The following is a 25,263-nucleotide window of genomic DNA, read 5'->3' on the forward strand; positions in this document are numbered from 1 at the left end:
TGGCGCCGCCACTGGCCATGAGGAGAACAGGCGATGAAATGGGAAGGTGATCGACAGAGCGACAATGTAGAGGACCGCCGCGGCGCCGGCGGCGGGGGCTTCGGCTTCGGCGGCAAGACCGTGGGCATCGGCACCCTGGTCATTGCGCTGATCGGCAGTGTGTTTTTCGGCATCGATCCGAGCGTGATCCTCGGTGGCGGCGGCGCTCCGGTGCAGGTGCAGCAGGCGCCCCAGGGACCCCAGGGCGCCCCGGCGAACGACCGGGAGAGCCAGTTCGTGCGCACCACCCTGGCGTATACCGAAGACGCCTGGGCCCAGATTTTCGCCGAGCAGGGCGCGCAGTACCGCCCGGCAAGGCTGGTGCTGTTCGAGGGCGCCACCCCCACCGCCTGCGGCACCGGCCGCAGCGCCACCGGCCCCTTCTATTGCCCGGCCGACGGCAAGGTCTACATCGACCTGAGCTTCTTCCGCCTGATGCAGCAGCGCTTCAACGTGGCCGGCGAGTTTGCCCAGGCCTACGTCATCGCGCACGAAGTCGGTCATCATGTGCAGAACCTGCTGGGCCTGTCCGACAAGGTCCACAACGCGCAGCAACGGGTTTCCGAACGGGAAGGCAATGCCCTGTCGGTGCGCCTCGAACTGCAGGCCGACTGCTTCGCCGGCGTCTGGGCTAACCGCACCAACAAGCGCGAGCAGATCCTGGAAGCGGGCGACGTCGAAACCGCCCTGGCCGCGGCCACCGCCATCGGCGACGACGCCCTGCAGCGCCAGTCGCAGGGCACGGTGGTGCCGGATTCGTTTACCCACGGCAGCTCGGCCCAGCGGGTGCGCTGGTTCACGCGCGGCCTCGAGACCGGCAGCGTGGAACAGTGCAATACCTTCGAGGCGCGCCAGCTGTAAGGGCGCGCCGCCTGCGGCCATCGGCGAACAGCGGGTCGCTTGTAGGACAAGCTCTCGTCGAGCGGCCCGCCGCACGGAAAATTCGCAAAACGTCCCGTTCGTTTCCGTGCGCGTATCGCCATCCTTGATGTTTTGACATAACGTGTTTGCACAAGCCCGCTGAGCTGGCGGGCGCTTGGTTTCCCGTTGCGAACAACCATCGAGGAGGAGTTATGCTGGCAATGAATTACCGCGGGCCCTACCGCGTCCGCGCCGATCACAAGCCCGACCCCGTCATCGAGCACCCGGGCGACGCCATCGTGCGCGTCACCCGGTCCTGCATCTGCGGCTCGGACCTGCACCTATACCATGGCCTGGTGCCCGACACCCGCGTCGGCCACACCTTCGGCCACGAGTTCATCGGCGTGGTGGAAGAGGTCGGCTCCGGTGTGCAGCACCTGAAGGTCGGCGACAAGGTGCTGGTGCCCTTCAACGTGTTCTGCGGTTCCTGTTTCTTCTGCGACCGCGAACTGTTCGGCAATTGCCACAACATGAATGCGCAATCGACCGCGGTCGGTTCCATCTACGGCTACTCGCACACGGCCGGCGGCTACGACGGCGGCCAGGCCGAACTGGTGCGCGTGCCGATGGCCGACGTCGGCCCCATGGTGATCCCCGACGACATCGACGACGACGACGCCGTCCTGCTCACCGACGCGGTGCCGACCGGCTACCAGGCGGCCGAGATGGGCGACATCAAGGAAGGCGACACGGTCGTCGTGTTCGGTGCCGGCCCGGTCGGCATCTTCGCCGCCAAATCGGCCTGGCTGATGGGGGCAGGGCGCGTGATCGTGGTCGACCACGTCGAATACCGGCTCGAGTTCGTCAAGCGCTACGCCCAGTGCGAGGTGGTCAACTTCAAGGAGGTGCGCGACATGGCCGAGCACATCAAGAAGATGACCGACTGGATGGGCGCCGACGTGTGCATCGACGCGGTCGGCTGCGAGGCCTCGGGCAATGCGATGCAGTCGCTCACCGGCCGCTACACCATGATGCAGGCCGGCTCGGCCACGGCGCTACACTGGTGCATCAACTCGGTGCGCAAGGGCGGCAACGTGTCGATCGTCGGCGTGTATGGGCCGACCTTCAACTTCGTGCCAATCGGCAACGCGCTGAACAAGGGCCTGACCCTGCGCATGAACCAGGCCAGCGTCAAGCGCCACCTGCCGCGCCTGATCGAGCACATCCGCGCAGGGCGCCTGAATCCGAAGGAAATCATCACCCACCGGGTGCCGCTGGAAGAGGTGTCGGATGCCTATCACATCTTCTCGGGCAAGCTCGACAACTGCATCAAGACCATCCTGATCCCGCCGAACGCCAATCAGGTCAAGGCGGTCTCGGCCAGCGTACAGCATTGAGGAGCGACCATGGAACCACGCAGCGACATCAAGGAACACCAGCACCACGGCCACGCACACGAACATGAGCACGGCCACCTGCAGCAGCACCCCGGCCAGGGCCACATCGCGCCGCGCCGCCCTTCGCGCGAGGAACTGCAGCATATTCAGGGCTGGGGCGCCGACCTCGACCGCAAGAACCGCCCCGGCGTGCCGATGGAACGCACCCCGCCGCGCTTCATCCACCAGCCGGAAGGCGACCCGCCGCAGCAGCAGGAAAATGTCGAGATCCTGGTCTCGAGCGAGCGTCCCGGCATCACCCAGGTGTTCGGCACCGTGCAGCCGCCCTCGGGCCTGTCGGGCATGATCCGGCGCCTGGCCTTCAAGGCCAGCGAGAACGACATCCGCCACTGGCTGCTGTTGCTGCTGGCCGACCGCGTCAACGTGGTCGAAGGCATTGCCGACGACCTGGCGCATGGAAAGGTCCCGAACGTGCTGGGCGAGATGGGCATCAAGGCCGAGATGAAGCACAACCCGGCCGGGCTGGCCAAGAAGGCGGCGATTACCGCCGCCGTGGTGGGCACGGCGGTCTACCTGATGAAGCGGCGCGATCGCGATGACGATCGCTACGAGCGCGACCGCTACGAGGGTGACCGTTACGGCAAGCGTTACTACCGCTAAGCCTCAACCGTAGCGTGGATCCTTGAATGCGTGCGACGCCTCGGCCTGCGCCAGCACCGGTGCTGGCCGGGGCGTCGCCGCGTTCACGGGCGCCTTGCGCTTGGCCGGCTTGCGGCGGAACTTGATCCAGACCACCAGGCCGGTGATGAAGAACAGCAGGGGCGTGAATCCCACCACGGTGATCAGGATGCGCCCGGCCACGCCGAACGCTTCGCCCGTGTGCAGCGGGTACAGGGTGCTGACGAACCAGTCGCCGCCGCGCGCGGTGAGCGGATCGATGGCGCGTAGCACCGCGCCGCTGCCGGCATCCACGCTCACGCGGGTCACGCCGGCGCCGTGGCGCAGTTCGCCGGGCTGGCGCACCCGCACTTCATAGGGCTGCTCGGCCTTGGCCGGGATGCCGATGCGCGACACCCGGCCTTGCGGGTAGCGCGCCTGCGCCGCCGCCATCGCCGCGCCGGCATCGATGCGTGGGGTCGCCGATGGGCTGGCATTGACCGCCTTGTCGTTCTTGGCCAGCGGCGCGACGGCGCGGATGGCCGGCGTCACCCAGTCCGGCGCATTGAAATAGACGCCCGAAAAAGCCAGCACCAGCAGCACCGGCGCCACGTAGAAACCGGCCGCGCGGTGCAGCTGGAAATTGAATTTGGGCCAGTTGCTGCCGCGCCGCACCGAGATCGCATGCCAGAAGGCCGACGGGGTCATCTTCGGCCACCACACCACGATGCCGGTGAGCGTCAGCAGCATCAGGGCCAGGCCCTGCACGGCGATGACGATCTTGCCCGCTTCGCCCGCCATCAGGTAGCGGTGCAGGTGAAACAGGGTCGGCATCAGGAGCGGCCGCGACAGGCCGGCTTCGCCCCAGTTGCGCTCGCCCAGGATCGCCAGGCTGCTCGGATCGACCATGACCTGGCGCGTCACGCCCTGCGTCCAGCTGGAATCCGGCTTCTGCGGCCGGTACCAGGCCACGTACACGTCCCCATGCACTTCCGGCAGGAACAGGGTGTCGGGCCGTCCATAGCCTGGCGCCTCTTGTAGTCGCGCCATCACCGCCGCCACCTGGGCCGGGGCAGGGCGCGCTTCCTGGCCGGCCACCGCGCCCGCCGGCGGGGCGACCCGCAGCAATCCCGGATTGAGCCAGGCGTCGAGTTCGTGACGCCAGCCGATGACGGTGCCGGTAAGCCCTTGCAGGACCAGGATGGTGCCGAAAATCAGGCCGGCCCAGAGGTGAACGGTGCGGATGAGCGGTTTCATGTCCGGAATGATAACCGAAATGAGAATGATTCTCGATCTTGCGTCCTTACATGATAACGATTATCATTTCGAACATTCCTGCTGAGTAAGCGTATCGCATGTCCATGAATAAGAACAAGTCGCTCAACCCCATTTCCGCCGCCGTCGCCAGCGCATGCATGCTGATGGCCGTCTCCCATGCCAGCGCCCAGGAAGGGACGCGGCAGGACGAAGAACTCGCCTCGGTGGTCGTCACCGCCACCCGCACTGCCAAGGCGGTCGACAAGATCCCGGGCGCGGTCTCGGTCATCACCCAGCAGGAACTGGCGACCCAGTACCTGATTGCCGACGATCCCTCGCAGGCGCTGGCCACCTATGTGCCGGGCTATGCCCCGAGCCGCCAGAAGATGACTTCCACCGGCGAATCGCTGCGCGGCCGCCAGCCCCTGATCCTGTTCGACGGCATCCCGCAATCGAACCCGCTGCGCGCCGGCATGCGCGAAGGTTATTTTGCCGACAGCGCCATCATCGAGCGCATCGAAGTCATCAACGGCGCCTCGGCCATGCAGGGCATGGGCGCGACCGGCGGCATCATCAACTACATCACCAAGACCCCGCGGAAGGAAGGAACAAGCTATAGCGTCAACACGCGCTTCGCCAGCCAGTTCGAGTCCGACAGCCTGGACTGGAAGACCGGCTTGACGGTCAGCCACAAGTCGGGCGACTTCGACATGCTCGCCTTTGCCAGCGTGCAGCGCCGCGGCATGGGCTACGACGGCCGCGGGCGCCGCCTGGGCGTCGACGCGGTGCAGGGCGACACCATGGATTCGCACGGCAACGACCTGTTCCTGAAGCTCGGCAGGAACTTCGGCGACCAGCGCCTGCAATTGACCCTGAACCGTTTCGATCTGGCCGGCGACGGCGACTATCGCAGCGTGCCGGGCAACCTGGCCCAGGGACTGCCGACCAGCTCGGCGCCCGGAACGCCGATCGGCATGCCGCCGCGTAACAAGGTGCGCAGCGCCAGCCTCGACTACCGCCACAACGACCTCGGCGGCGGCTACCTGAGCATGCAGCTGTTCGGCCACGAGTTTTCGGCGCTGTACGGCGCCACCAATACCTCCACCTTCCAGGATCCGGCGATCGCCCCGCGCGGCACGCTGTGGGACCAGTCGCAGGTGGTGACCGACAAGCGCGGTGCGCGCATCACCTGGGTCCGCCCGGACCTGCTGGTACAGGGCCTGGAACTGACGGCCGGCCTCGATTGGCTGCAGGACAATCCGCAGCAGCGCCTGGCGGGCACTGGCCGCACCTGGGTGCCGGAGCTGAAGTTCCGCTCGCTGGCGCCATTCACCCAGCTCGAATACGAGTTCGGCCCGGTGACGGTGCGCGGCGGCGTGCGCTTCGAGGACGCCAAGCTCGACGTCGACACCTACACCACGCTGGCCGCCTATGGCAGCCGCCGGGTGGAAGGCGGTTCGGCAGAGTTCTCGAAAGCGGTCAAGAACGTCGGCGCCGTATGGCGTTTCGCGCCGGGCTGGTCGGCCTTCGCGGGCAGTTCGGAAGGCTTCGGCCTGCCCGACGCCGGCCTGGTGCTGCGCGGCGTGGCCGTGCCCAACCAGTCGGTGTCGAACCTGATCAGCCTGCAGCCCATCGTCACCCGCAACAACGAAGTCGGCATCAACTGGCGCGGTCCCAAGGGCCAGTTCGGCCTGTCGCGCTACGACTCGCGTTCCAAGCTCGGCAGCGTGATCCGTATCACCTCGGCAGGTATCGGCCTGGTCGAGCGGGTGCCGACCACGGTCAAGGGCTGGGAAGCGAATGCCGAATGGCGCCCGACCAGGGAGTGGAGCGTGTTCGGCACCTGGGCCAGGCTCGACGGCAAGACCGCCGCCACGCAGGGCGCGCCGATGGACCTCGACCTGGGCGCGCGTTCGCAGGGACCGGACAAGTCGGTACTGGGCGCCAACTGGACATTCCGTCCCCAGGCCCAGCTGCGCCTGCAGGCGACCCACCTGCGCGACCGCGACATCAACATCGGCCGCCGCGTCGGCACCAGCAACCTGGAAGAGCATTTCAAGGGCTACACCCTGGTCGACGCCGCCGCCACCTGGGATACCCGTTACGGACGCTTCGGCCTGAGCCTCGAGAACCTGTTCGACAAGTACTACGTCGGCTACTACGCGCAGTCGGCGTCGAGCGTGGACGTGAATGCCACCTACGCCGGTCGCGGCCGTACCCTGGCCCTGAGCTGGAACCGCAGCTTCTAAGAAGGCCCGCTCATGGGCAGGCCGGCCCGGCGCCAGCCTGCCCGCATGAGCGTTGCGCTCAAGCAAATACTTTCTGCTGAGCTCATTCAAACTGTCCGGTGGGCGGTCCATCCCAGGGCCGCGTTTCCACGTGGGGACCAGAATGAGAACGCACACCACCTTCCCGGCAGCGCTGCTCGGCGCCGCCCTGCTGTTCCTGCCGCCGGCGCAGCCCCTCCATGCGGCGCCGATGATGAGCCCACCGACCACCCTGAGTCCCAAGCTGAAGTCCGCGCTGCTGGCCCAGCTGGCGGCCCAGCGCCAGGCCAAGGGCCTGGACGCCGACCACCATTACCGGATCACCGCCCAGCATCCGGGCGTGGGCGGCACCCAGATCGTGCGCGCGGCCCATACCTGGAAGGGCCTGCGCGTGTTCGGCTCCGACTCCGTGGTGGTGCTCGACAAGTCCATGAAGATCCTGTCCGAGTCCAGCTCGGCGCGCCGCCAGCACCTCGGCACGGGCAGCGCCAACCGCCTGGGCGCGCTCACCGCGAGCTTCAGCGTCCAGCCGCAGATCAACAGCCGGGCGGCGATCGCGGCGGCCATGGCCTCGCTGGCGCCCGCGTTCGGGCAGAACCCGGTGACCGTGGCCAAGCCGACCGCCGAACTGCTGATCTATCCGGTGATGCGCATGCAGCGCGTGGTCGGCGCCGGCGCCAAGGAGGAAGCGGAGCTGAACGCCCTCGACGTGCAGGACGTGGTCGAGCGCTACGAGCTGGCCTACCTGGTGCGCACCCGCCTGCGCGTGGGCGACCAGCCGGTCTACCACGACAGCATCGTGAGCGCCAGGGACGGCGCCATCCTTGACCAGTGGAGCATGGTGCAGACCGTGATCGGCGTGGGGAAAAGCCAGTACAACGGCGAGGTCTCGCTGAGCACCACCCTCAGCAACGGCGTCTACCAGATGCTCGACCCCGAGCGCGGCAAGGGCGGCACCTTCGGCGCGATGGCGATCACCAACGCCAACAACGGCAGCAGCGCCGGCAAGGTCTACACCAATGCCACCAACGTCTGGGGCGACGGCAAGCAATTCGAAGGCGGCAGCACGACCGGGCCGAACGGCCAGACCGCGGCCGTGAATGCGATGTGGGGCCTGATGAACACCTACGACGCCCACAAGAACGTGCTGGGCTGGCTGTCTCTCGACGGCAAGAATACCGCCACCACCATCGCCGTGCATGTGAATAGGGGCTACGACAACGCCTATTACAGCGACACCTGCAAGTGCATGTTCATCGGCGACGGCAGCTATTTCACCAGCCTGGGGGCGATCGACGTGGTCGGCCACGAGATGGGGCACGGCATCACCGCCTCGACATCAAGCCTGATCTACAGCGGCGAATCGGGCGGCCTGAACGAATCGAGCTCGGACATCTCGGGCGAGGTGGTGGAAGCCTATGCGCGCGCCGGCGGCAAGGGCGATAAGTTTCCGGAAGAGGGCAACGACTGGCAACTGGGCACGGAGATCAGCCGCAACGCCACGCCGCTGCGCTGGATGTACCGTCCGAGCAAGGACGGCAGCAGCCCGGATGCCTGGAGCACCTCGCTGCGCCGCCTCGACGTCCACTACAGCAGCGGGCCGAACAACCGCATGTTCTACTTCCTGTCACGCGGCTCGCGGCTTGATGCCGCCGGCGACTACTTCAGCAAATACCTGGTGAAGCAGCCGAGTGCGATGACCGGCATCGGCATGGACAAGGCCTTCCGCATCTGGTTCCATGCGAATACCACCAAATTCACGTCCTCGACCAACTACGCCGATGCGCGCGCCAAGATGATCGAGGCGGCCGAGGAACTGTACGGCAAGGCCAGCGTCGAGTCGGTGGCGGTGCAGCGTGCCTATGCGGCCATCAACGTCGGCGCCGACGTGGACGAACCCGGCGCCGTGGCCACGCCTCACTGAGCCGCGACGGTCTGCTGTTCCGTCATCAGGGGGAAGGGATTGATCGGCGTCCCTTTCCACCATTGCTTCTCGGGCGTGAGCTCGAACACGGCGAAGTGCAGGTGCGGCGCGTTCGGGTCGGAATTGCCGGTCACGCCCACATAGCCGATCACGTCGCCGCGCTTGACGTCCATGCCTTCCTGGATGCCGTCGGCGTAGCGGTCCAGGTGCGCATAGTAATACGCGTATTGTTCGCTGGGGTCGAACTGGTACAGCGTGGTGCCGCCGGGCTTGCTGGTGAACAGCTTGGCCACCTTGCCGTCGGCGGCTGCCAGCACCGGCGTGCCTTTCGGCGCCATGATGTCGAGCGCCTCATGGTGGCGCTGGGTGCCGCGCGGCTGGTCATAGGTGTCGCTGAGCTTGGCGAGCCCGATGCCCTGCACCGGCACCAGCAGCTTGCCATGGACGGCGGCGGCTGCCGCATCGGCCGGCGCTTGCGGGCCGGCGGCGCTCCTGGCGGGGGAGGGAGGACGCAGCGGCAGGTCGAATTCGCTCAGGTCGGCCTGGATGCTTGGCGGACCGGGCAGCTGGGGATCGATCTGCGCCGCCGACACGCCGGCCGCCGGGGCAGCCGCCACGCTTGGCGCCGGCTCGTCGGGCACGGCGCGCAACATCACGAACAGGCCGCCGGCGCCGACCAGCACGCCGAGCAGGAAGCTCATCAACCATTTCATGTCATCCTCCGTCAGGGGTTAAGCGAATCAGCTCTCCAGCACGACCTCCAGGCCCGCGCTGACCGCGCCCGCCACCTCGGCGGCGCTCCAGTTGGTCAGGCGGATGCAGCCGTGCGACTCGGTCTTGCCGACGTGGCCCGGCACCGGCGTGCCATGGATGCCGTAGTGCTCCTTCGACAGGTCGATCCAGACCACGCCGACCGGGTTGTTCGGGCCCGGTGCGATCTTGGCTTTCTTGTCGCCCGGCTCGGCGTCCCAGAACAGCTTCGGGTTGTAATGGTAGGTCGGGTTGGCGTGCACCCCATTGATCTTCCAGGTGCCGATCGGCAGCGGATCGTTGGCGCTGCCGGTGGAGACCGGATATTGCGCGATCAGGCCGCCTGCGGCATCGTACAGCTGCAGCACCTTCGGCCCTTCCTTGACCACGACTTTCGCGGCCTTCGGCAGCGGCTGCTTGCCATGGACGTTGGGGACGACGATCTGCTCGCCGGCGCGGCCGAAGTCCTTGCCTGGATTCAGGCGTTCCAGCATGGCGGGCTTGGCGTGGAATTTCTCGCCCAGGCCTTCGAGCACGTTGGCATAGCCCAGTGCGGGCAGCTTGGCCTTTTCCATCATGTCGCTCGGCACCGGGCGGAAGGGCCCGGCCACGTCGGCCTCGACCAGGGTGTAGGTGACCAGGTGCGGGCTGTTGTCGGCATTGAGCGCATCCCAGGTGGCGGCATCGAGCTTGCCGGTGACCGGCAGCTTGCGCTGCGACTGGAAGGTGCTCAAGGCCTGGCGCATGTTGGAGCCGTAGGCGCCGTCGATCTCGCCGGGCGACAGGTTGGCGCGGTCCAGCAGGACCTGGGCGCGCAGGTTGCGTTCGAATTCGGCCTTTTTCGCGGCGGCCGGATCCACCGGTGCGCCCGCCTGGACGGGGGCTGGCGCCGGCTGCTGTTGCGCGGCGGCGGGCGCCTGCGGCGTTTGCTGTGCATGGGCCAGGGAGAGGCTGCCCAGCAGGGCAGCGGCGACAAGGGAGAGGGCGTACGATTTGCTCATTTTGGTTTCCTGCAATGCTTGCTTTTGGAAACCTTAGCTTAGGCATGCACCCGCACCGGGTCTGTGCGAGAACGAACTCAAGCGGCTGGGGCCGGCCGGCGCCGAGGCAGGCTACAATCCTGGCCATGAGCACTTACACAATCGTGCTGCAGCCCAGCGGGCTCGCCTGCGAGGCGGACGGGGACAGCAGCATTCTCCACGCTTTCGAAGCGGCCGGTATCGAGCTGCCCAATTCATGCCGCAACGGCACCTGCCGCACCTGCATCTGCCGGGTGCGCAGCGGCGCGGCCGCGCACCGGATCGAGTGGCCGGGGCTGTCCTTCGACGAGAAGCGCGACGGCTACATCCTGCCTTGCGTGGCGGTGGCGCGCAGCGACCTGGTGCTTGAGGCGCCGGTGGCGCGCCGCGTCGTGTGGGACGATTGAGGGCGCGCGTCTTCCCTGTCGTCAGTCATCGATCCTGAGGCTGGGGGCGGCCCAAGGCGCGCTCGATCACGTGCACTACCCGCGGCCAAGCGTGCGATGTGGCCGCCACCTCGTCGTAATGGCTGGCGCCGGGCAGGATCACCACCTCGGCGGCATCGCCGGCCTTGCGCGCCCGCGCCGCGTAGTCGTGCGCCACGCGCGGCGGGGAGATCGTGTCGAGTTCGCCCGTGACCAGCCAGGTGCGGCTGCCGTTCGGCATGAGTTGCGCCGCATTGGTGTCCACGAAGACGTCCGGCCGACCCGGCCCTGGGCTGCCGGCCAGTTCGGCGGTGTCGCGGCCGCAGCTGGACTTGATCAGGGAAGCCTCGTTGCGCAGGTCGGCCAGGCCGCCCAGGCTGACCACCGCCGGCACCTTCAATGATGGCTGCGCGCGATGCAGCGGACTGCCGGACGGGATGCGCCCGCGCCCGGCCATCCACTGCACCAGCTGGCCGCCGGCCGAATGGCCGACCGCGACCAGGCGCCCTAGGTCGAGCGGATAGCGCCCGGCCTGCGCAGCGAGCAGATCGAGCGCAGCATGCATGTCCTGGTAGGTGCCGGGATAGCCGCCGCCGGCTTCGTCGCTGCGCCGGTATTCGACGTTCCACACGGCAATGCCGCGCGCCGCCAGCGCTCCCGCCATGTTGCGCAGCTGGGTGATGCCGCCGAACTTGCTGGTCCAGCAGCCGCCGTGCACCAGTACCGCGACCGGGAAAGGGCCGCTGCCGGCGGGCAGGAACAGTTCCGCATACTGCGAGGGCGCCTCGCCATAGGGAATATGCGCGGTGGGCGCCGGTCCGCTCAGGGCCAGGTAGTCGGCCAGCTTCATCGGCGTGGCCGCATGGGCAGCGTGGATACTGCCGGCAAACAAGAGGGTGGACAGGAGGAGGCAAAGATTCATGGTCGGCGCGGAAAGTGTTGAGCATTCACTATAGCCGAGGAAGGGCGCTCTCCACCAGGCCTGCCCGCACGATTGAAAAACCCGGCTTCGGCATCCATGCTAGGCTGCATCCAAAGCCAACCACGTCATAAGGAGGAGTGCGATGAGCCAATCGACATCCGGCGGCAGCCAGACCAACAAGCAGTCGGACAAGATGTCCGAGGAAGACATGGCGAAGCAGCGCGCGGGTCAGAACACGCAGAAAAGCAGCCACGATCACATGTCGGACGTCAAGGCCGGCAAGGGCGAGGGCGCCGGCGGCGGGGCCAAGCAGAAGCATCAACGCTGATTGACACCGTCCTGCCGCACGGCGCGGCCAGCATGCGCCGTGCGGCGGGCTTCACCCTTCGAGAGGCTGACCATGACCATGCTTGATCAAGAACCCAAGCTGCACGGATCATCCCCCGTGTATGCCCACAGTACCCCGGAACCGGACGTGCCGGATCCGATGCCGACGCCCGACCCGCGCCCGCCCGTGCCCGACGACGTCCCCGATCCGACCAATGCGCCGGTCGAGGACCCGCGCTTCCCGGAGCCGCCGATCCGGGCCGCTTGACCCCGGCGTTCAGGCCGGACAGGGTCGTCAAGACCCTGTATTCCCCAAGATGATGCGATGGATGTGATGGCCACCCTGGCGGCGGCCCGTGGACCTGCCACATCTGGACAGGACGACGCCGGCCTGCCGCAAGCAGGTTGGCGGTCGTGAGGTCGTCGGGCGGGGAGAGGATGCCGGCCGCGCAGGCCGGCCGGGAAGTTTCAGTTGCGCGGCTTGTCCTGGCTTCCGGACGAGCCCTGGCCGGCCTGGCTGCCCGATGGCGGCAGTGGCGGAATCTGGCGGATCATTTCTTCGGTTTCCAGCTCTCCAGGGGATTTCTCACCGCTGCCGATATCCGATTCGTGTAGCACGTTCGGGCCTTTTGCCGCGGGATCGACTTGGCGGGTTGCGTTGCTCATGGTGCACTCCAGTTGGTTGTTCGACAGGACGATCCTAACAGGGCTACTGCGCGCTCGGCGCGCGCTACGCCGCAGTGCAGCATCGCTGCGGCCCGCCGCTGTCCCGATCCATGTCATGTTGCCGACATCGTCGCTTGCCTATAATGGATCGGAGAAATGGAGCACAACCAACAACAAGCACCGCCTGCCGGAGGAGACCATGGGCCGTACCCTGCACAACACCATCTACCTGGGCCGCGGCCCGCTGTATTACTCGCGCCGGGCCCAGCTGGCGCTGGCGCTCGGCGTCGCGGCCGGCGCCGGCCTGGGCTGGCTGGCCTTCCGGGCGCTGCGCTGAGGCTTGCCCTCGGCGGGCGCGCCGGTTACCATGGCGCGCCCTGGCCGAATAGAAGACAGCATGAAGAACGAACAACTGACGACGGACGAATACGACGCCCTTGAACTGGTACGCCGCGGCGTGAAGCGCGACACGGCGGGTGCCTGCGTGGGACGCAATGCCAAGCGCCTGTCGGGATTGAAGATGCTCGAGCACACCCGCGACGGGCGTATCGTGCTGACCGAAAAGGGGCAGCAGGTATTGTTCCTGCGCCGCTGCATCACATCGCTGAGCGCGCTGGCGAATGACCCGCAGGCCCCGCTCGATGCCGACGTGGTCCGCTTCCTGAGCCTCAAGTCGCACATCGCCGCGCTCGACGGCGGCGGCTATGCCCTGACCGACAAGGGCCGCGAATCGCTGGACGACATCACGCGCCAGCAACAACAGCAGCGCCGCTAGGCGCTTGTGGCCAGCACCGGCGCACGAGGCGCCGGGATAGGTTCTTAGTTGATCCGGCGGCGGTGCGGGTAGACCAGCACCCGCACGGCCACCTCGGCCGGCACGTTCATGGTCGCCAGGAACTCGGCGGCGCGCTGCAAGCCAAGCGTCGGGATCGATGCCACGGCCTGATTGATCAGGTCGCGGGTGCGGATGTCGGTGCGCTGGCGGCGTACGCCAGTGGCTTGGTCCGCTGCGGCGGCGACCGGAGTCAACTCGCCGGTGTCATTCATCATGATAGATATCCGTTATGTCTGAGGTTGCTAAAGAGACACGGCTATTCTACGGCCAACAATGTTGTTTAGGCTACAAATAAATAGCTCTCAAGCAGCTTAGCGGATAAATGACGGTGGGAAACTTGAGCAGGATCAAGCTTCGACGATTTCCGGTGCCAGTTCGGGCTTGGTCTGGCGTGGCGGTGGCAGTGCCTTACGCTGGATCAGCAGCATCTGGAAATCCTCGGCCGCCAGAGGTTTGCTGAAGAAATAGCCCTGCATTTCGTCGCAGCCATGGCTGCGCAGGTAGTCGAGCTGCTCGAGCGTTTCGACGCCTTCCGCGATCACGGCCAGTTTTAGGTTGTGGGCCAGGGCGATGATCGAGGTGACAATCGCGGCGTCGTTGGCGTCATTGGTGATGTCGGCAACGAAGGAGCGGTCGATCTTGAGCACGTCGATCGGGAAGCGCGACAGGTAGGACAGGCTCGAATAGCCGGTGCCGAAGTCGTCGATCGACAGGTTCACGCCGAGCGACTTCATGCGATGCAGCAGTTCCACCGCCGGCGTCACGTCGCTCATGAACAGGCTTTCGGTCAGCTCGATCTCGAGGCAGTCCGGGTCGAGTCCGGTGTCGCGCAGCACCGATTCCAGGCTGGCGACCAGGTCGGCGGCGCCGAACTGGCGCGCCGACAGGTTGACGGCCACGCGCAGCCGGCCCAGGCCGGCATCCTGCCAGGCCTTGTTCTGGGCGCAGGCGGTGCGCATCACCCAGGCGCCGATCTGGACGATCAGGCCGGTCTCCTCGGCGATGCCGATGAAGCGGCCAGGCGGCACCATGCCCAGTTCCGGATGCTTCCAGCGCAGCAGCGCTTCCATGCCGACGATCTGGCCGGTCTTCAGGTCGACCTGGGGCTGGTAGTGCAGCACGAACTCGTTGCGCTCGAGGGCGTTGCGCAGCGCGCCTTCGATGCGCACCCGCTCCAGCGATTCCTCGTTCATGGCCGGCGTATAGAACTGGAAGTTGTTGCGCCCCATCTTCTTGGCGCTGTACATCGCGATGTCCGCGTGTTCGATCAGGCTGTCGGCCGGCGTGCCCTCGCTCGGGTAGACCGCCACCCCGATCGAGCAGGTGACGAAAAATTCCTTGGTGCCCAGCATGACCGGCTGAGCCACCGAATCCATCACGCGCTGCACGATCTCGGGCGAGAGCGGCTCGTCGTGGTGCTCGGACAGGATCACCACGAATTCGTCGCCCGACAGGCGCGCCACGGTGTCGGTGTCGCGCAGCGAGCCGGTCAGCCGCGCCGCAACCGTCATCAGGAGCACGTCGCCGGCCTTGTGGCCCATCGAGTCGTTGACGAACTTGAAGCGGTCGAGGTCGATCAGCATCACCCACATCGGGCGGCCGCTGCGGTTGGCATAGGCGATCGCCTGGCCGAGGCGGTCCTGCAGCAGCGAGCGGTTGGGCAGGCCGGTCAGCACGTCGTGCTGGGCCACGTGGTGCACGCGCTGCTCGGTGAGCTTGCGTTCGGTGATGTCGCTGCCGGTGCCGCGGTAGCCCAGCAGCTCGCCGTGCTCGTCGAACATCGGCTGGCCGTTGACGCAGAACCAGCGGGTGTCGCCGTGCTCGTCGACGCACTTGTATTCGAGGTTGGCGAAGGGTTCGTGCGCCTTCACCTGGGCGATGTGGGCGCGCCCGGCCTCGGTCTCGAGCAGGGAGGGCACGTATTCCCAGCGCGTCTTTCCGAGCACCTTTTCCACGGCGACGCCGGCCTTTTCGGTGAAGCCGCCGGTGACCATGGTGAAACGCAGGTCGCGGTCCTGTTCCCAGTACCAGTCCGAGGACATCGACACCAGCTGGCGGAAGCGCTGCTCGCTCTGCTGCAGGGCACGCTCGGCGCGTTCGCGCGCGGCCATGTCCTCGATCAGGCGGCGGTTGGTGCGGCGCAGGTCGGCGGTGCGCTGGCGCACCAGGCGCTGGACCTTGCGCGCGCGCTGCCCGGAAGCCTGCACGAAGGCGGTGCCGAGCAGGGTCATGAGGATGCCGCCCACCAGCAGGGCGGTCGAGGCCATGTGGTCGTGCAGGAAGGGGCGCGGCGCGCTGGCCACCTCGATGCGCCAGGGCTTGCCGGCAATGCGCAGCAGCTTGCTGGCATGGCCGGGCTGGCCGGGGGCGAGGGAGGCGGCCAGCCATCCCTGTTGCGGTTTGCCGGTGTCGCCGGTGGAAAACAGCAGGTTCGCCGGGCTGGGCGCGTCGCCGGCATAGACCGACACGAAGATCTCGCTGGAACCCTCGCGCGGGTCGAGCAGGCCGGTGGCGGCCAGCGAGGCGCGTACCAGTTCCGGGCCGCGGATGACGATGGCGGTGTCGCCGGCCAGCATGCCGTCGCGGTCGAGCACCGGCATGACCAGGCTGAAGGCCGGCTGCTTGCGCTCGTCCTGGGCCAGCTGGAACAGGTCGGTGGCGGCGGCGCGGCCGTCGCCGCGCGCGGTCGCCAGCGCGCTCATCACCTGCAGGTTCTCGCCGGCGTTCAGGCCGAAGGCACGTTCGTTGCCGGCCATCGGCTCGATGAAATCGACGATGTGGTAGCGCGCGCGCGCCGGCGCCGGCACCAGGCCCTGGGCCTGCAGTTCGGTGAACACGGTGCCCGGAACGATGGTCTGCAGTTCGCGTTCCACCTGCGCGCGCTGATCGCCCGGCACCGTGCGGTGGACGTTGAAGGCCTGGATGTAGCGGTGACGCTCGAGCAGAGCGGCGGTGAAGTCGCGGAAATGGGCGCGGTCGACCGGCTCTCCGCGCGCAAACAGCTGGTTGGTCACGGTCAGCACTTCGACCGCCTGGTCGATACCCTGGCGCACCGCCGCCACGCGCTCGTCGGCGCGCTGGGCAAAGGCGAGCGCCATGTTCTCGTACTCGAGCTGACTCACCCCCAGGAACAGGGCGCCGGATGCAGCCAGGCCGCCCCCGAGCGTGAGGGCTGCCGCGAGCGTCAGCGACAAGGGCAGGCGAGGCGCCATGATGTGTCCAGAAGGTCCGTGAAAACAGGGTGCACGAAGCTGCCTAAAGGCTTGCCACTAGGCATCAATACGTGAGTGTGTCACATCCGGGCAGCTTTCGGCAAACGAAATGTCGCACGCGCGTTTCATCCCGGATGGGGCCGCCATGACAGCCACGCCAGGAGCAGGCGCGCCAGCAGGCGATTGGGGAGGGCGGCCCCGAGCCCGCGGTTGCGCATGGTGTCGCGCAGAAAACGCAGGGTGCGGCCCGGCGCGGCCTTGCCATGCGCCGCGCGCTGGGCAAGCAGGATCTGGTTGTTGCCGGCGATGCCGGACAGCCAACAGACCTGGCCATCGAAGGCCGCCTGCAGGCGTTGCACCGCGGTCACATAGCCGGGGTCGTAGGTAAAGATGTTTGCCGCCAGCACGCCGCCGGGCCGCAGCGCGCGCCGGCAATGCGCATAGAAGCTGGCGCTGGCCAGCGCCGGGGGCAGTCCGGCGGCGTCGAAGCCGTCGACCAGCAGCACGTCGGCCTCGCCGGTGCCGGCCCGCGCCAGCCAGTCGGCGGCATCGCAATGCAGCACGCACAGCCGCGCGTCGTCGGGCGGGACCTGGAACTGCGTGCGCAGGGCGATCACGTCGGCACGTACTTCGAGCACCGTGATGCGCGCGTGTGGGAAGTGGCGGTGGCAGAACTTCACCAGCGAACCGCCCCCCAGGCCCACCATGAGGATGTGGCGCGGGCGCGGCGCCAGCAGGGCGAAGCACATCATGGCGCGCGCATAGGGCAGCACCAGGGCGTCCGGGCGCGACAGCCGCATTTCGCTCTGGATGTCGCCCGGGGTGAACTCGAGCGTGCGGCGGTCGCCCCGGGTGGAGACGATCGGCGGAGGAAGCGGGGGCGGCTGGTCGGGCGCTGCGGACATGGCGCCAGTATAGGATAGCGCACCCCGCGGAGGGTTTCGGCTTGTTCTGCGGCATCGCTTTCTGATAAGCTGGCCGTCCGAACCAAGACCGATCCCCCGTGTTTCCGGACCATCCCTCCATCACCGCCACAGGCGTCGCCCTGGTCGGATCCGGGACCTGACAGTAGAACCGACACATGACGAACCTGGACGCGACCACGATGGTGCTGGTGCTGGCCCTGGGCAACCTGGCCCTGTGCGCGCTGCTGACCTTCTTCGACCACGGCCCCGTACGCCAGGGTTTCGCCCAGACCGCGCTCAGCGCATGGGCGCTGGCCAAGCAGGTGCAGGCCGGCGCCTGGACCCTGCTGGCGCTGGGCGGGGCCGGCGTGGTGCCCGAAGCGCTGGCGCTGCCGGGCGGCTATGCGCTGCTGTTCGCCGGCGTCGCCCTCGAGGGCGGCGCGTCCTGGCAGGAAGCGGGCCGCGACGGCTGGCGCCGCCCGACGCTGGCGGCGGGCGGGGCGGCGATCCTGGTCTTCCTCCTGTGCTACCTGGTCGACGAGCATGGACTTCGCAGCCTGGCCGCGTCGCTGCTGCTCGGCGCCCTCTACCTGAACTGTGCGGCGGCGCTGGCCGCCGGCTGGCGCGAGGCCAGCCTGCTGCAGCGCTTCCTGGCCCTGGCCACCGCCGTGCTGGCGCTGCTGGTGGCGGCGCGCGGCCTGTCGGTGCTGCTGCTGCCGGGCGGCTGGCGCTGGCTCTCGAGCGAGCTGCTGCGCCAGCTCTCCAGCGCCGCGCTGTATCTCCTGATGCTGGCCAATGCCTTCGGCGTGCTGCTGCTGGCACGCGAGCGCCTGGGGCGCGAACTGGCGCGCCTCGAGGTGGTGGACCCGCTCACCGGCGTGCCGAACCGGCGCGGCTTCTTCCACGCATTGGCGCCCTGGATGGCGCTGGCGCGCCGCCCCGGTCTGCCGACCGCCCTGGTGGTGCTCGACCTCGACCAGTTCAAGCGCGTCAACGACGGCTACGGCCATCCAGCCGGCGACGCCGTGCTGCGCCACGTGGTGGAACTGTGCAAGCGCCAGCTGCGCGACTCCGACCTGGTGGGGCGCCTGGTGGGTGTGGAGTTCGCCATCCTGCTGCCGCGCACCAACCTCGACGAAGCCCTGCTCGTGGCCGAGCGCATCCGCGCGGCGATCGCCAGTTCGCCGGTCAAGAGCGAGCGCGCGATGATCGCCATGACGGCCAGCTTCGGCGTCACCGTGATCCGTCCCGAAGACAGCACCGTGACCCTGTTCCAGCGTGCCGACGACGCCCTGCGCGCCGCCAAACAGGCCGGGCGCAACCGGGTCAGCCAGGCGAACGGCGCGCCCGTCGAGGCCTGAGCGGAAGGCTCGGACCGGCGTAGGGGCCGGACAACAACAGGCTGATGTTTTGTTCTGGACATCTTTGTTTCGAACTGACAAGATATCGACTCCAGCACATCCCTCACCAGCGCGCCCTCACCCCGTGACCCCCATTCAGCCAGTCAGCGAATCCGACCTCGCGCTTGCGCGTGCGACGGGTATCTCGGAATGTGCGATCGCGCTGCGCCGCGCATTGAGCACCACGCCGGCCGGATGGCTGCTCGCCTTGTGGTTTTGCCGCGACCATGTCCCCATGCAGTCGATCGCGCTGTGGCTGGGGAGCGCCGCCGCGATCTGGGCCGGCAGCCTGTGGGTGCTGCAACGGATGATCGGCGCCGGCGCGACGCTGGCAAGCCGCCACGTCCAGCTGCGCTGGATCGCCGGACTCGACGGCTTCGCCTGGGGGCTGCTGACCTGGTTCCTGATCGGCTATGATGCGGCGCTCGACGCCATCCTGATGGCGCTGCTGTGCGGCGTCACCTCGATCAACGCTCAGGTGTACGGCACCTATGTCGTGGCCTATTACGGGCAGATCGGCATCCTGTGGGCGGTAGCGGTGTCGGGATTGCTGCTGGTGGGCGGCGGGCCGGGCGCGCTCGACTACGCCGCCGGCCTGAGCGTGTTCATCGCCCTGACCGCCTACTACACGCGCGCGATTTCCCAGCGCTTGATCGAGGGGATACGTTTACAGCATGCCAATGCCTCGCTGGCGGCGCAACTGCGTGTCGCGCTGCAGAAGGTGGAGATCGACGCGGCAACCGATGCCCTGACCGGTCAATGGAGCCGCCGCGCGCTCGACGACGTCCTCAAGCGCCAGCAGGCGCATTTCGCCGCCACGGGCCGGCCGTTCTCCATCCTGATGCTCGACATCGACTTCTTCAAGCACATCAACGACGAATACGGTCACATGGTGGGCGACGACGTCCTGCGCGCGTTCGCCCAGGCCCTGCGCTCCTTCCTGCGCGGCGCCGACGTGTGCGCGCGTTTCGGCGGCGAGGAATTCGTCGTCGTCCTGCCGGACACGTCCCTGGCTGCCGCGCTGGAAATCGGGGAGCGCATCCGCCATGGCATCGCCCAGGCGCCCCTGCTCGGCAAGCCGAAAGTGCAGGCGACGGTGTCGATCGGCGTGGCAGCCATGACGCAGGGGCAGAGCATCAAGGACTTGTTTGCCGCGGCCGATGCGGCGGTCTATCTGGCCAAGAACGAAGGGCGCAACCAGGTGCGTGCGCAGATGCTGGTGGTGCCGGCATAAGGCCTGCGTGAGGGCGGCCATCCGCCCGCGTCACCATCCCGTCACATGGCGGACGTATCCTGCGGCATCGCCCTTGCCGGACCGCCCATGATCCATCACGCCACCGATTGTCCCCGCTACGCCGCCGTCGAACTGGGTTCCGACAGCTTCCGCCTGCACGTCGGACGCATCGAGCACGGCGAACTGGCGCTCGAGGCCAGCCTGTCGGAGCGGGTGGCGCTGGCCGCCTCGTTCGAGGAGGACGGCAGCCTGTGCGAGGCGGCCATGCGGCGCGCCCTGCATTGCCTGCGCGGCTTCGCCGAGGCCCTGGACGCCTGGCGCCCGCGGGCGGTGCGGGCGGTGGCAACGGTGGCGCTGCGCATGGCGCGCAACGGTCCGGTGTTCCTGCCGGCCGCCGAGCGAGCGCTGCGCCGCCCGATCGAGCCGATCGCCGGCGACGAAGCCGGCCGCCTGGTCTACCTGGGCGTGGCCAGCACGCTCGCCCGCGCCGCGCGGCAGGAGGATGGGCCGCGCCTGGTGGTGGACATCGGCGGCGCCTCGACCGAACTGGTGCTGGGCCGCGGCCCGACGATCGAGCGCATCGAGTCCTTCAAGGTGGGCGCGGTGCGCCAGAGCCTGAGCTTCTTCGCCGACGGCCGCATCGACGCGGCCGGTTTCGACGCCGCGGTCGGTTCCGGGCGCAGCCGCTTCGCCGAGACCGCACTGGCCGGACGCCGCTGGGGCCAGGCCTACGGCGCCTGCGGCACCGTGCGCGCGCTCGGCGAGATCGCCCGGGAGGACGGGCTCGGCGCCTTGACGCCGGAAGTCCTGCACGCGCTGCGCGAGCGCTTCCTGCGCGCCGGCCATGTGGCGCGGATACGCCTGGCCTGGCCGGCCGCCACGCGGGCGCCCTACCTGGCCGGCGGACTGGCCTTGCTGATCGCCCTGGTGGAAGAGTGCGGCGTCGCCGAGGTGGTGCCGGTGCACGCCGGCCTGCGCGTGGGCGCGCTGTGGGACCTGCACCGGCGCGCCGACCTCACCTTGTAGGTCCGCGGCTTGGCGCTGCGCGGGCACATCGACTATATTGTTTAGCTTGTTGAATGATGGAGTCAGGAATGCCCAGGAAGTCCGCTGCCGTCCCGGCGGCAGCCAAGCCAGGCGCGCGAGCGAAAGCCGTGCCTGCCAAAGCGGCGAACTCCGCCGTGAAGGCCGCCGCAAAACCCGCCGCAAAACCCGCCGCAAAACCCGCCGCCGCCAAGGCCGCCGCGAAACCGGCGCCAGTGAAAGCCGCCAAACCCGGCGTCAAGGCGGCCGCGAAGGCGGCGGCGAAGGCGCTCGCCGCCCCGGCGGCCAAACGCGCCCCGCGCAAGGCCCCGGCCCCGGTGCGCGAGGCCGACCTCGCGCGTCCGGTGCTGGTGCGCGACAGCTTCACCATGCCCGAGCAGGAATACGCGGTGCTTGCCGAGGTTAAGGGGGCCTGCCTGCGCGCCGGCATCGAGGTCAAGAAGAGCGAACTGCTGCGCATCGGCGTGGCGCTGCTGGGCCAGGTCGACATCGCGACCCTCAAGTCGGTGCTGGCGGCGCTCCCGCAGCTCAAGACCGGGCGGCCGCCGGCCAGCCAGGAATAAGCGCTACTAGTGGACCGAGGCGCTGGTGAGTTCCTTGAGTTCGCGGATCGGGATGTTCGATTTCTCGTGCATGCGCAGCAGGATCGTGGCGCCGACGTTGAGCTTGCGGTGGCGGATCTTGCTGATGATCGGCGGCTGCACCTCCAGTACGCGGCACAGCTCGGCATCATTCTTGAGTTGCATGCGCTCGATCAGGGTGTCGAGCAGTTTATTGGGCACGAAGCTCGACGGCTCCAGGGCGCGGGCCCGGTGCATCGCGGCGAGCATTTCCTGTTTTTTCTGTCGTACGCTCATGGTGCTTCTCCGAATATAAAAACGATAATTCGGGACGGATCGACTTGTTCTGGAAATAGCCCCTGCTTTTTGTCACAGCTGGTGGTGGGGTCGTTGTGATATTACTACGATTACGCCACACGCGTTTCACGAATTGAACGTAACAGACCGCAACATGCGTCTTTCTTCAGGGAATTTACGCTAATTTCAATCCGGAACGTGTCAGGAGCAGCACTTGGTCGGCCATGGCGGCCGCGGCGTGGGAATGGGTGACCATGATGGCGCCGGCGCCGCTGCTACGGGTTTCGCGGCGCAGCAGGTCGAGGATGCCGCCGGCGGTCTCGGGGTCGAGGTTGCCGGTCGGTTCATCCGCCAGCAGCAGGGCGGGGCGATGCACCAGCGCGCGGGCGATCGCGACCCGCTGCAGCTCGCCCCCCGACAGCTGGCGCGGGAAGTCGTTGCCGCGCCCGGCCAGGCCGACCGCGTCCAGCATCTCGTCGGCGCGGGTATCCGGCGTGCGGTTCAGCAGCAGCGGCAGCGCCACGTTCTGGCGCAGCGTCAGGTGCGGCAGCACATGGAAGGCCTGGAAGATGAAGCCCATGCGGGTGCGCCGCAGGCGCGTCGCCGCGCCGTCGTCGAGCGCCGACATCGGCGTGCCGTCCACGATCACCTGGCCCGCATCCGGCGCGTCCAGGCCCGCGATGATGTTCAGCAGGGTCGACTTGCCGACCCCCGATTCGCCCATGATGGCGACGAACTCGCCGGCGCGAAACGCATGCGACAGCTGCGACAGCACGGTGCGGCCGCCGTAGGATTTGGTCAGGTTGTCGAGGACGAGCATGGCGCTCCTAGCGGGTGAGGGTACGGCGCAGCGCGAAGCTGAGGGCATCGACGCTGGCCACCAGCAGCAGCATCGCGATCACGGCCGTGGCCGCGCTCTGCATCTGGAACAGCGACAGGTGGTATTTCAGCATCTGGCCCAGCCCGCCGGCGCCGACCACGCCCAGCACGGCGGCGGCGCGGATGTTGTTCTCCCAGCGGTACAGGGTATAGGACAGCATCTGCGGCAGGGCCTGCGGCAGCGTCGCGTACAGGAAGGCGGCAAGCGGCGCGGCGCCGTTGCTGCGCAGGCTCGCTTCCGGCAGCGGCTCGACGTTTTCCAGGGCGTCGGCGAACAGCCGTCCCAGCACGCCGCTGGTGTGCGCGGCCAGCGCCAGGGTGCCGGCAAAGGGACCGAGGCCGGCCGCGACCAGCAGCAGCGCGGCCCACACCAGTTCCGGGATCGAGCGCAGGATGTTGAGCAGCACCCGGGTCAGGCCGCGCAGCGACTGCCCGAGCCGTCCCGCCGCCGGCAGGGCCAGCAGCATGCCGCCAATGACCGCCAGCAGGGTGCCGACCAGGGACATCGCCAGCGTCTCCCACAGGGCAGCGGCGGTCTTCATGAGAAACGGCCGGGCGGTCTCGGGCGGCGTGAAGCCGGCCAGGAATTCGGCGCTTGACGCCAGCGCCTCGGGCGTGAAGAAGGCCGACCATTGCAGCGGCAGCGAGGCGAAGCTCGCCGTCACCAGGGCGACGAGCGCCAGCAGCAGGAGCAGGGTGCCCCACTGGCGCGGCGGTGGCGGCGGCAGCCCGGGCTTCAACCCAGCCTCCGGCGCAGCAGTTTGGAGACCAGGTCGGCCAGCGCCACCAGCAGCACGAACATGATCAGCATGGTGGACACTTCGCCGCCCGCCATCATCTTGGTGGATTCCTCCATGCGCTGGCCCAGGCCGCCGGCGCCGACGAAACCCATCACCGCCGAGCCGCGGATCGCGCACTCCCAGCGGTACACGGTGTAGGACACCAGTTCGGCGCTCGATTCCGGCAGGGCGCCGTACAGCAGGCTGGGAATGCGTCCGCTGCCGTTGGCCAGCAGGATGTCCGTCGCATGGGCATCGGACGATTCCAGGATCTCGGCGTAGACCTTGGCCAGCATGCCCGAATAGGCCAGCGCGATGGCCAGCACCCCGGCGGTCGGCCCGAGGCCGGCGAGGCGCACGAACAGCAGCGCCCATACCAGTTCCGGCACGCTGCGCAGCAGCACCAGCACCCAGCGCAGCAGCTGGCGCACCAGGCTGGCGAGCGGGCGCATGCGCCCGGTGCCGAGGCGCGAGATCGACAGGCGCTCGCTGATCAGGACCGTGGCCGGGATCGCGCCCAGCAGGGCCAGGGACAGGCCGGCGGTGGCGATCGCCACCGTCTGCCAGGTCTCGCGCAGCACCATGGCCAGGAATTCGCCCTCCAGCGAGGGACGCAGGAAATCGCCCAGGAAGTGGCCGGCCGCGGCCAGGCTTTGCGCGTCGAACAGCAGCCAGGGCTTGAACTCGCTCGCCGACAGCATCGGCCACAGCAGCAGCAGGCAGACGAAGGTCGCGGTGACGCGGCCGCGCCAGGCCGGGTCCGGATGGGCGGCCTTCATCAGAAACAGGCGCCGACGGCGATCCGCTCGGGCGACTCGTGCGGGTGCTGCGGGGGCGCTTCGACGGTCTCGTTCTCGTACAGCGCGGCGATCATGGCGTCGCTCACCGCGCTGGTGGCCGCGTCGAACACGATCCGCCCCGCGCGCAGGCCGACCAGGCGCGGGAAGTGCGCGCGCGCCATCTCGACCTGGTGCAGGCTGCATACCAGGCTGGCCTTGCGCTCGCTCGCTTCCTGCTGCAGCGTGGCCAGGGTGTGGCGGGCCAGCGCCGGGTCGAGCGCGGAGATCGGTTCGTCGACCAGGAAGGCTTCGGCGCTGGAGAGCAGCAGGCGCGCCAGGCCGCAGCGCTGGCGCTCGCCGCCCGACAGGCGGTCGACGCGCGCATACAGCTTGTCGCCCAGGCCGAAGCGCGCCAGCGCCGCATGCGCCGCGTCCGGGTCGCTCGGGCGCACCAGCGAGGCAAAGGCCTGCCACAGGCTCATGTGGGGCAGGCGCGCGGCCAGCACCGCGGTGACCACGCGCTGGCGCGGCGGCAGCGGCGGCGTCTGCGGCGCCAGGAACAGGCGCGCGCGCAGGCGGTGGCGCGCCGCTTGCGGCAAGGCCCAGGGATCTTGCCCGAACACGGAGAAGCCGCCCACGTCCGAGGGCTGCGGGCGGTGGGCGCAGCCGAGGGTGGCGAGCAGGGTGGTCTTGCCGGCCCCCGAAGGGCCGATCAGGGCCAGCTGCTCGCCGGGCGCGACCTCCAGGTCGAGTTCATGCAGGGCGGCGCTCGCCTGCGCCGTGGCCGCCAGGTGGCGTACCGTGAGTTGCTCGAGCCGAAAAGTCATC

The 25,263-nt window shown here is 68.3% G+C and carries 27 protein-coding genes; 14 read left to right on the forward strand and 13 right to left on the reverse strand.

The features are described from left to right. Window positions 1-33: 33 nt before the first annotated feature. The 3 genes from ypfJ to MasN3_RS10625 all read left to right on the forward strand — a co-directional run bounded on the left by ypfJ (window position 34) and on the right by MasN3_RS10625 (window position 2,957). Window positions 34-900, forward strand: a complete 867-nt coding sequence (gene ypfJ, locus MasN3_RS10615) for a KPN_02809 family neutral zinc metallopeptidase (protein WP_281914010.1) — start codon at window positions 34-36, stop codon at window positions 898-900. A 212-nt stretch (window positions 901-1,112) separates the two neighbouring features. Then, window positions 1,113-2,297, forward strand: a complete 1,185-nt coding sequence (locus tag MasN3_RS10620; protein WP_281914011.1) for a zinc-dependent alcohol dehydrogenase — start codon at window positions 1,113-1,115, stop codon at window positions 2,295-2,297. Between the two features lie 9 nt (window positions 2,298-2,306). Then, entirely contained in the window at window positions 2,307-2,957 is a 651-nt protein-coding gene (locus MasN3_RS10625) for a hypothetical protein (protein WP_281914013.1), read from the forward strand. Window positions 2,958-2,960: 3 nt separating this feature from the next. Here MasN3_RS10625 and MasN3_RS10630 read toward each other — a convergent pair whose 3' ends face one another. Beyond that, window positions 2,961-4,211, reverse strand: a complete 1,251-nt coding sequence (locus MasN3_RS10630) for a PepSY-associated TM helix domain-containing protein (RefSeq protein WP_281914015.1) — start codon at window positions 4,209-4,211, stop codon at window positions 2,961-2,963. A gap of 104 nt (window positions 4,212-4,315) precedes the next feature. Here MasN3_RS10630 and MasN3_RS10635 point away from each other — a divergent pair, with 104 nt between their 5' ends. Together MasN3_RS10635 and MasN3_RS10640 are read left to right on the forward strand one after the other, a co-directional pair. Continuing rightward, entirely contained in the window at window positions 4,316-6,460 is a 2,145-nt protein-coding gene (locus tag MasN3_RS10635; protein WP_281914016.1) for a TonB-dependent receptor, read from the forward strand. 142 nt (window positions 6,461-6,602) lie between these two features. Next, window positions 6,603-8,402, forward strand: coding sequence for a M4 family metallopeptidase (locus MasN3_RS10640; protein ID WP_370662340.1), 1,800 nt, complete (start codon window positions 6,603-6,605; stop codon window positions 8,400-8,402). Here the strand turns inward: MasN3_RS10640 and MasN3_RS10645 are convergent. Continuing rightward, window positions 8,396-9,115, reverse strand: a complete 720-nt coding sequence (locus tag MasN3_RS10645; protein WP_281914017.1) for a M23 family metallopeptidase — start codon at window positions 9,113-9,115, stop codon at window positions 8,396-8,398. The two genes, MasN3_RS10640 and MasN3_RS10645, sit on opposite strands and share 7 nt — an antisense overlap. 27 nt (window positions 9,116-9,142) lie before the next feature. Next, the gene (locus MasN3_RS10650; protein ID WP_281914019.1) at window positions 9,143-10,153 is read right to left on the reverse strand and encodes a L,D-transpeptidase family protein; all 1,011 of its coding nucleotides are present in this window, start codon (window positions 10,151-10,153) and stop codon (window positions 9,143-9,145) included. Between the two features lie 125 nt (window positions 10,154-10,278). On the opposite strand from MasN3_RS10650, the gene MasN3_RS10655 reads away from it, so the two are divergent. Continuing rightward, window positions 10,279-10,578, forward strand: a complete 300-nt coding sequence (locus MasN3_RS10655; protein WP_281914020.1) for a 2Fe-2S iron-sulfur cluster-binding protein — start codon at window positions 10,279-10,281, stop codon at window positions 10,576-10,578. A gap of 25 nt (window positions 10,579-10,603) precedes the next feature. On the opposite strand, the gene MasN3_RS10660 is transcribed toward MasN3_RS10655, so the two are convergent. Continuing rightward, window positions 10,604-11,518 (reverse strand): alpha/beta hydrolase, encoded by a 915-nt coding sequence (locus MasN3_RS10660; RefSeq protein ID WP_281914021.1) that lies wholly within the window; start codon window positions 11,516-11,518, stop codon window positions 10,604-10,606. Window positions 11,519-11,660: 142 nt separating this feature from the next. Between MasN3_RS10660 and MasN3_RS10665 the strand changes: the two genes are divergently transcribed. Further along, entirely contained in the window at window positions 11,661-11,846 is a 186-nt protein-coding gene (locus tag MasN3_RS10665) for a hypothetical protein (protein ID WP_281914022.1), read from the forward strand. A gap of 78 nt (window positions 11,847-11,924) precedes the next feature. Then, window positions 11,925-12,113, forward strand: a complete 189-nt coding sequence (locus tag MasN3_RS10670) for a hypothetical protein (RefSeq protein WP_281914023.1) — start codon at window positions 11,925-11,927, stop codon at window positions 12,111-12,113. Window positions 12,114-12,313: 200 nt separating this feature from the next. Here MasN3_RS10670 and MasN3_RS10675 read toward each other — a convergent pair whose 3' ends face one another. Further along, window positions 12,314-12,511 (reverse strand): hypothetical protein, encoded by a 198-nt coding sequence (locus MasN3_RS10675; RefSeq protein ID WP_036213744.1) that lies wholly within the window; start codon window positions 12,509-12,511, stop codon window positions 12,314-12,316. Between the two features lie 199 nt (window positions 12,512-12,710). Here MasN3_RS10675 and MasN3_RS10680 point away from each other — a divergent pair, with 199 nt between their 5' ends. Further along, a complete protein-coding gene (locus MasN3_RS10680; protein ID WP_281914024.1) occupies window positions 12,711-12,848 on the forward strand; it encodes a hypothetical protein in 138 nt (45 codons plus the stop codon). Between the two features lie 60 nt (window positions 12,849-12,908). Continuing rightward, entirely contained in the window at window positions 12,909-13,286 is a 378-nt protein-coding gene (locus tag MasN3_RS10685; RefSeq protein ID WP_281914026.1) for a hypothetical protein, read from the forward strand. Window positions 13,287-13,330: 44 nt separating this feature from the next. On the opposite strand, the gene MasN3_RS10690 is transcribed toward MasN3_RS10685, so the two are convergent. From MasN3_RS10690 to MasN3_RS10700, 3 genes are all read right to left on the reverse strand, one after another. Then, window positions 13,331-13,561 carry a hypothetical protein gene (locus MasN3_RS10690; RefSeq protein WP_281914027.1) on the reverse strand — a complete coding sequence of 77 codons (231 nt, stop codon included), beginning with the start codon at window positions 13,559-13,561 and terminating at the stop codon, window positions 13,331-13,333. A 132-nt stretch (window positions 13,562-13,693) separates the two neighbouring features. Next, window positions 13,694-16,558 (reverse strand): bifunctional diguanylate cyclase/phosphodiesterase, encoded by a 2,865-nt coding sequence (locus tag MasN3_RS10695; protein WP_281914028.1) that lies wholly within the window; start codon window positions 16,556-16,558, stop codon window positions 13,694-13,696. Window positions 16,559-16,683: 125 nt separating this feature from the next. Then, window positions 16,684-17,463 carry a transferase spermidine synthase gene (locus MasN3_RS10700; RefSeq protein ID WP_281914029.1) on the reverse strand — a complete coding sequence of 260 codons (780 nt, stop codon included), beginning with the start codon at window positions 17,461-17,463 and terminating at the stop codon, window positions 16,684-16,686. A 176-nt stretch (window positions 17,464-17,639) separates the two neighbouring features. Between MasN3_RS10700 and MasN3_RS10705 the strand changes: the two genes are divergently transcribed. The 4 genes from MasN3_RS10705 to MasN3_RS10720 all read left to right on the forward strand — a co-directional run bounded on the left by MasN3_RS10705 (window position 17,640) and on the right by MasN3_RS10720 (window position 21,704). Continuing rightward, window positions 17,640-18,824 (forward strand): GGDEF domain-containing protein, encoded by a 1,185-nt coding sequence (locus MasN3_RS10705; protein ID WP_281914030.1) that lies wholly within the window; start codon window positions 17,640-17,642, stop codon window positions 18,822-18,824. Between the two features lie 124 nt (window positions 18,825-18,948). After that, window positions 18,949-20,097, forward strand: a complete 1,149-nt coding sequence (locus tag MasN3_RS10710) for a GGDEF domain-containing protein (RefSeq protein WP_281914031.1) — start codon at window positions 18,949-18,951, stop codon at window positions 20,095-20,097. A gap of 87 nt (window positions 20,098-20,184) precedes the next feature. Next, window positions 20,185-21,123, forward strand: coding sequence for a Ppx/GppA phosphatase family protein (locus MasN3_RS10715; RefSeq protein ID WP_281914032.1), 939 nt, complete (start codon window positions 20,185-20,187; stop codon window positions 21,121-21,123). A gap of 68 nt (window positions 21,124-21,191) precedes the next feature. Beyond that, on the forward strand, window positions 21,192-21,704 hold the full coding sequence (locus tag MasN3_RS10720) for a hypothetical protein (protein WP_281914034.1): 513 nt from the start codon (window positions 21,192-21,194) through the stop codon (window positions 21,702-21,704). Window positions 21,705-21,710: 6 nt separating this feature from the next. Here MasN3_RS10720 and MasN3_RS10725 read toward each other — a convergent pair whose 3' ends face one another. The 5 genes from MasN3_RS10725 to MasN3_RS10745 form a co-directional block, all read right to left on the reverse strand. Further along, window positions 21,711-21,998 (reverse strand): hypothetical protein, encoded by a 288-nt coding sequence (locus MasN3_RS10725; RefSeq protein ID WP_027864977.1) that lies wholly within the window; start codon window positions 21,996-21,998, stop codon window positions 21,711-21,713. Window positions 21,999-22,173: 175 nt separating this feature from the next. Beyond that, window positions 22,174-22,818 (reverse strand): ABC transporter ATP-binding protein, encoded by a 645-nt coding sequence (locus MasN3_RS10730; RefSeq protein WP_281914037.1) that lies wholly within the window; start codon window positions 22,816-22,818, stop codon window positions 22,174-22,176. A 7-nt stretch (window positions 22,819-22,825) separates the two neighbouring features. After that, the gene (gene phnE, locus MasN3_RS10735; RefSeq protein ID WP_281914039.1) at window positions 22,826-23,617 is read right to left on the reverse strand and encodes a phosphonate ABC transporter, permease protein PhnE; all 792 of its coding nucleotides are present in this window, start codon (window positions 23,615-23,617) and stop codon (window positions 22,826-22,828) included. Then, window positions 23,614-24,435, reverse strand: a complete 822-nt coding sequence (locus MasN3_RS10740; RefSeq protein WP_281914040.1) for a PhnE/PtxC family ABC transporter permease — start codon at window positions 24,433-24,435, stop codon at window positions 23,614-23,616. The genes phnE and MasN3_RS10740 overlap by 4 nt, the downstream gene beginning before the upstream one ends. Further along, window positions 24,435-25,262 (reverse strand): phosphonate ABC transporter ATP-binding protein, encoded by an 828-nt coding sequence (locus MasN3_RS10745; RefSeq protein ID WP_281914041.1) that lies wholly within the window; start codon window positions 25,260-25,262, stop codon window positions 24,435-24,437. The genes MasN3_RS10740 and MasN3_RS10745 overlap by 1 nt, the downstream gene beginning before the upstream one ends. Between the last annotated feature and the right edge of the window lies 1 nt (window position 25,263).

Source organism: Massilia varians, assembly GCF_027923905.1.
GTDB classification, from domain to species: Bacteria; Pseudomonadota; Gammaproteobacteria; order Burkholderiales; family Burkholderiaceae_D; genus Telluria; species Telluria varians_B.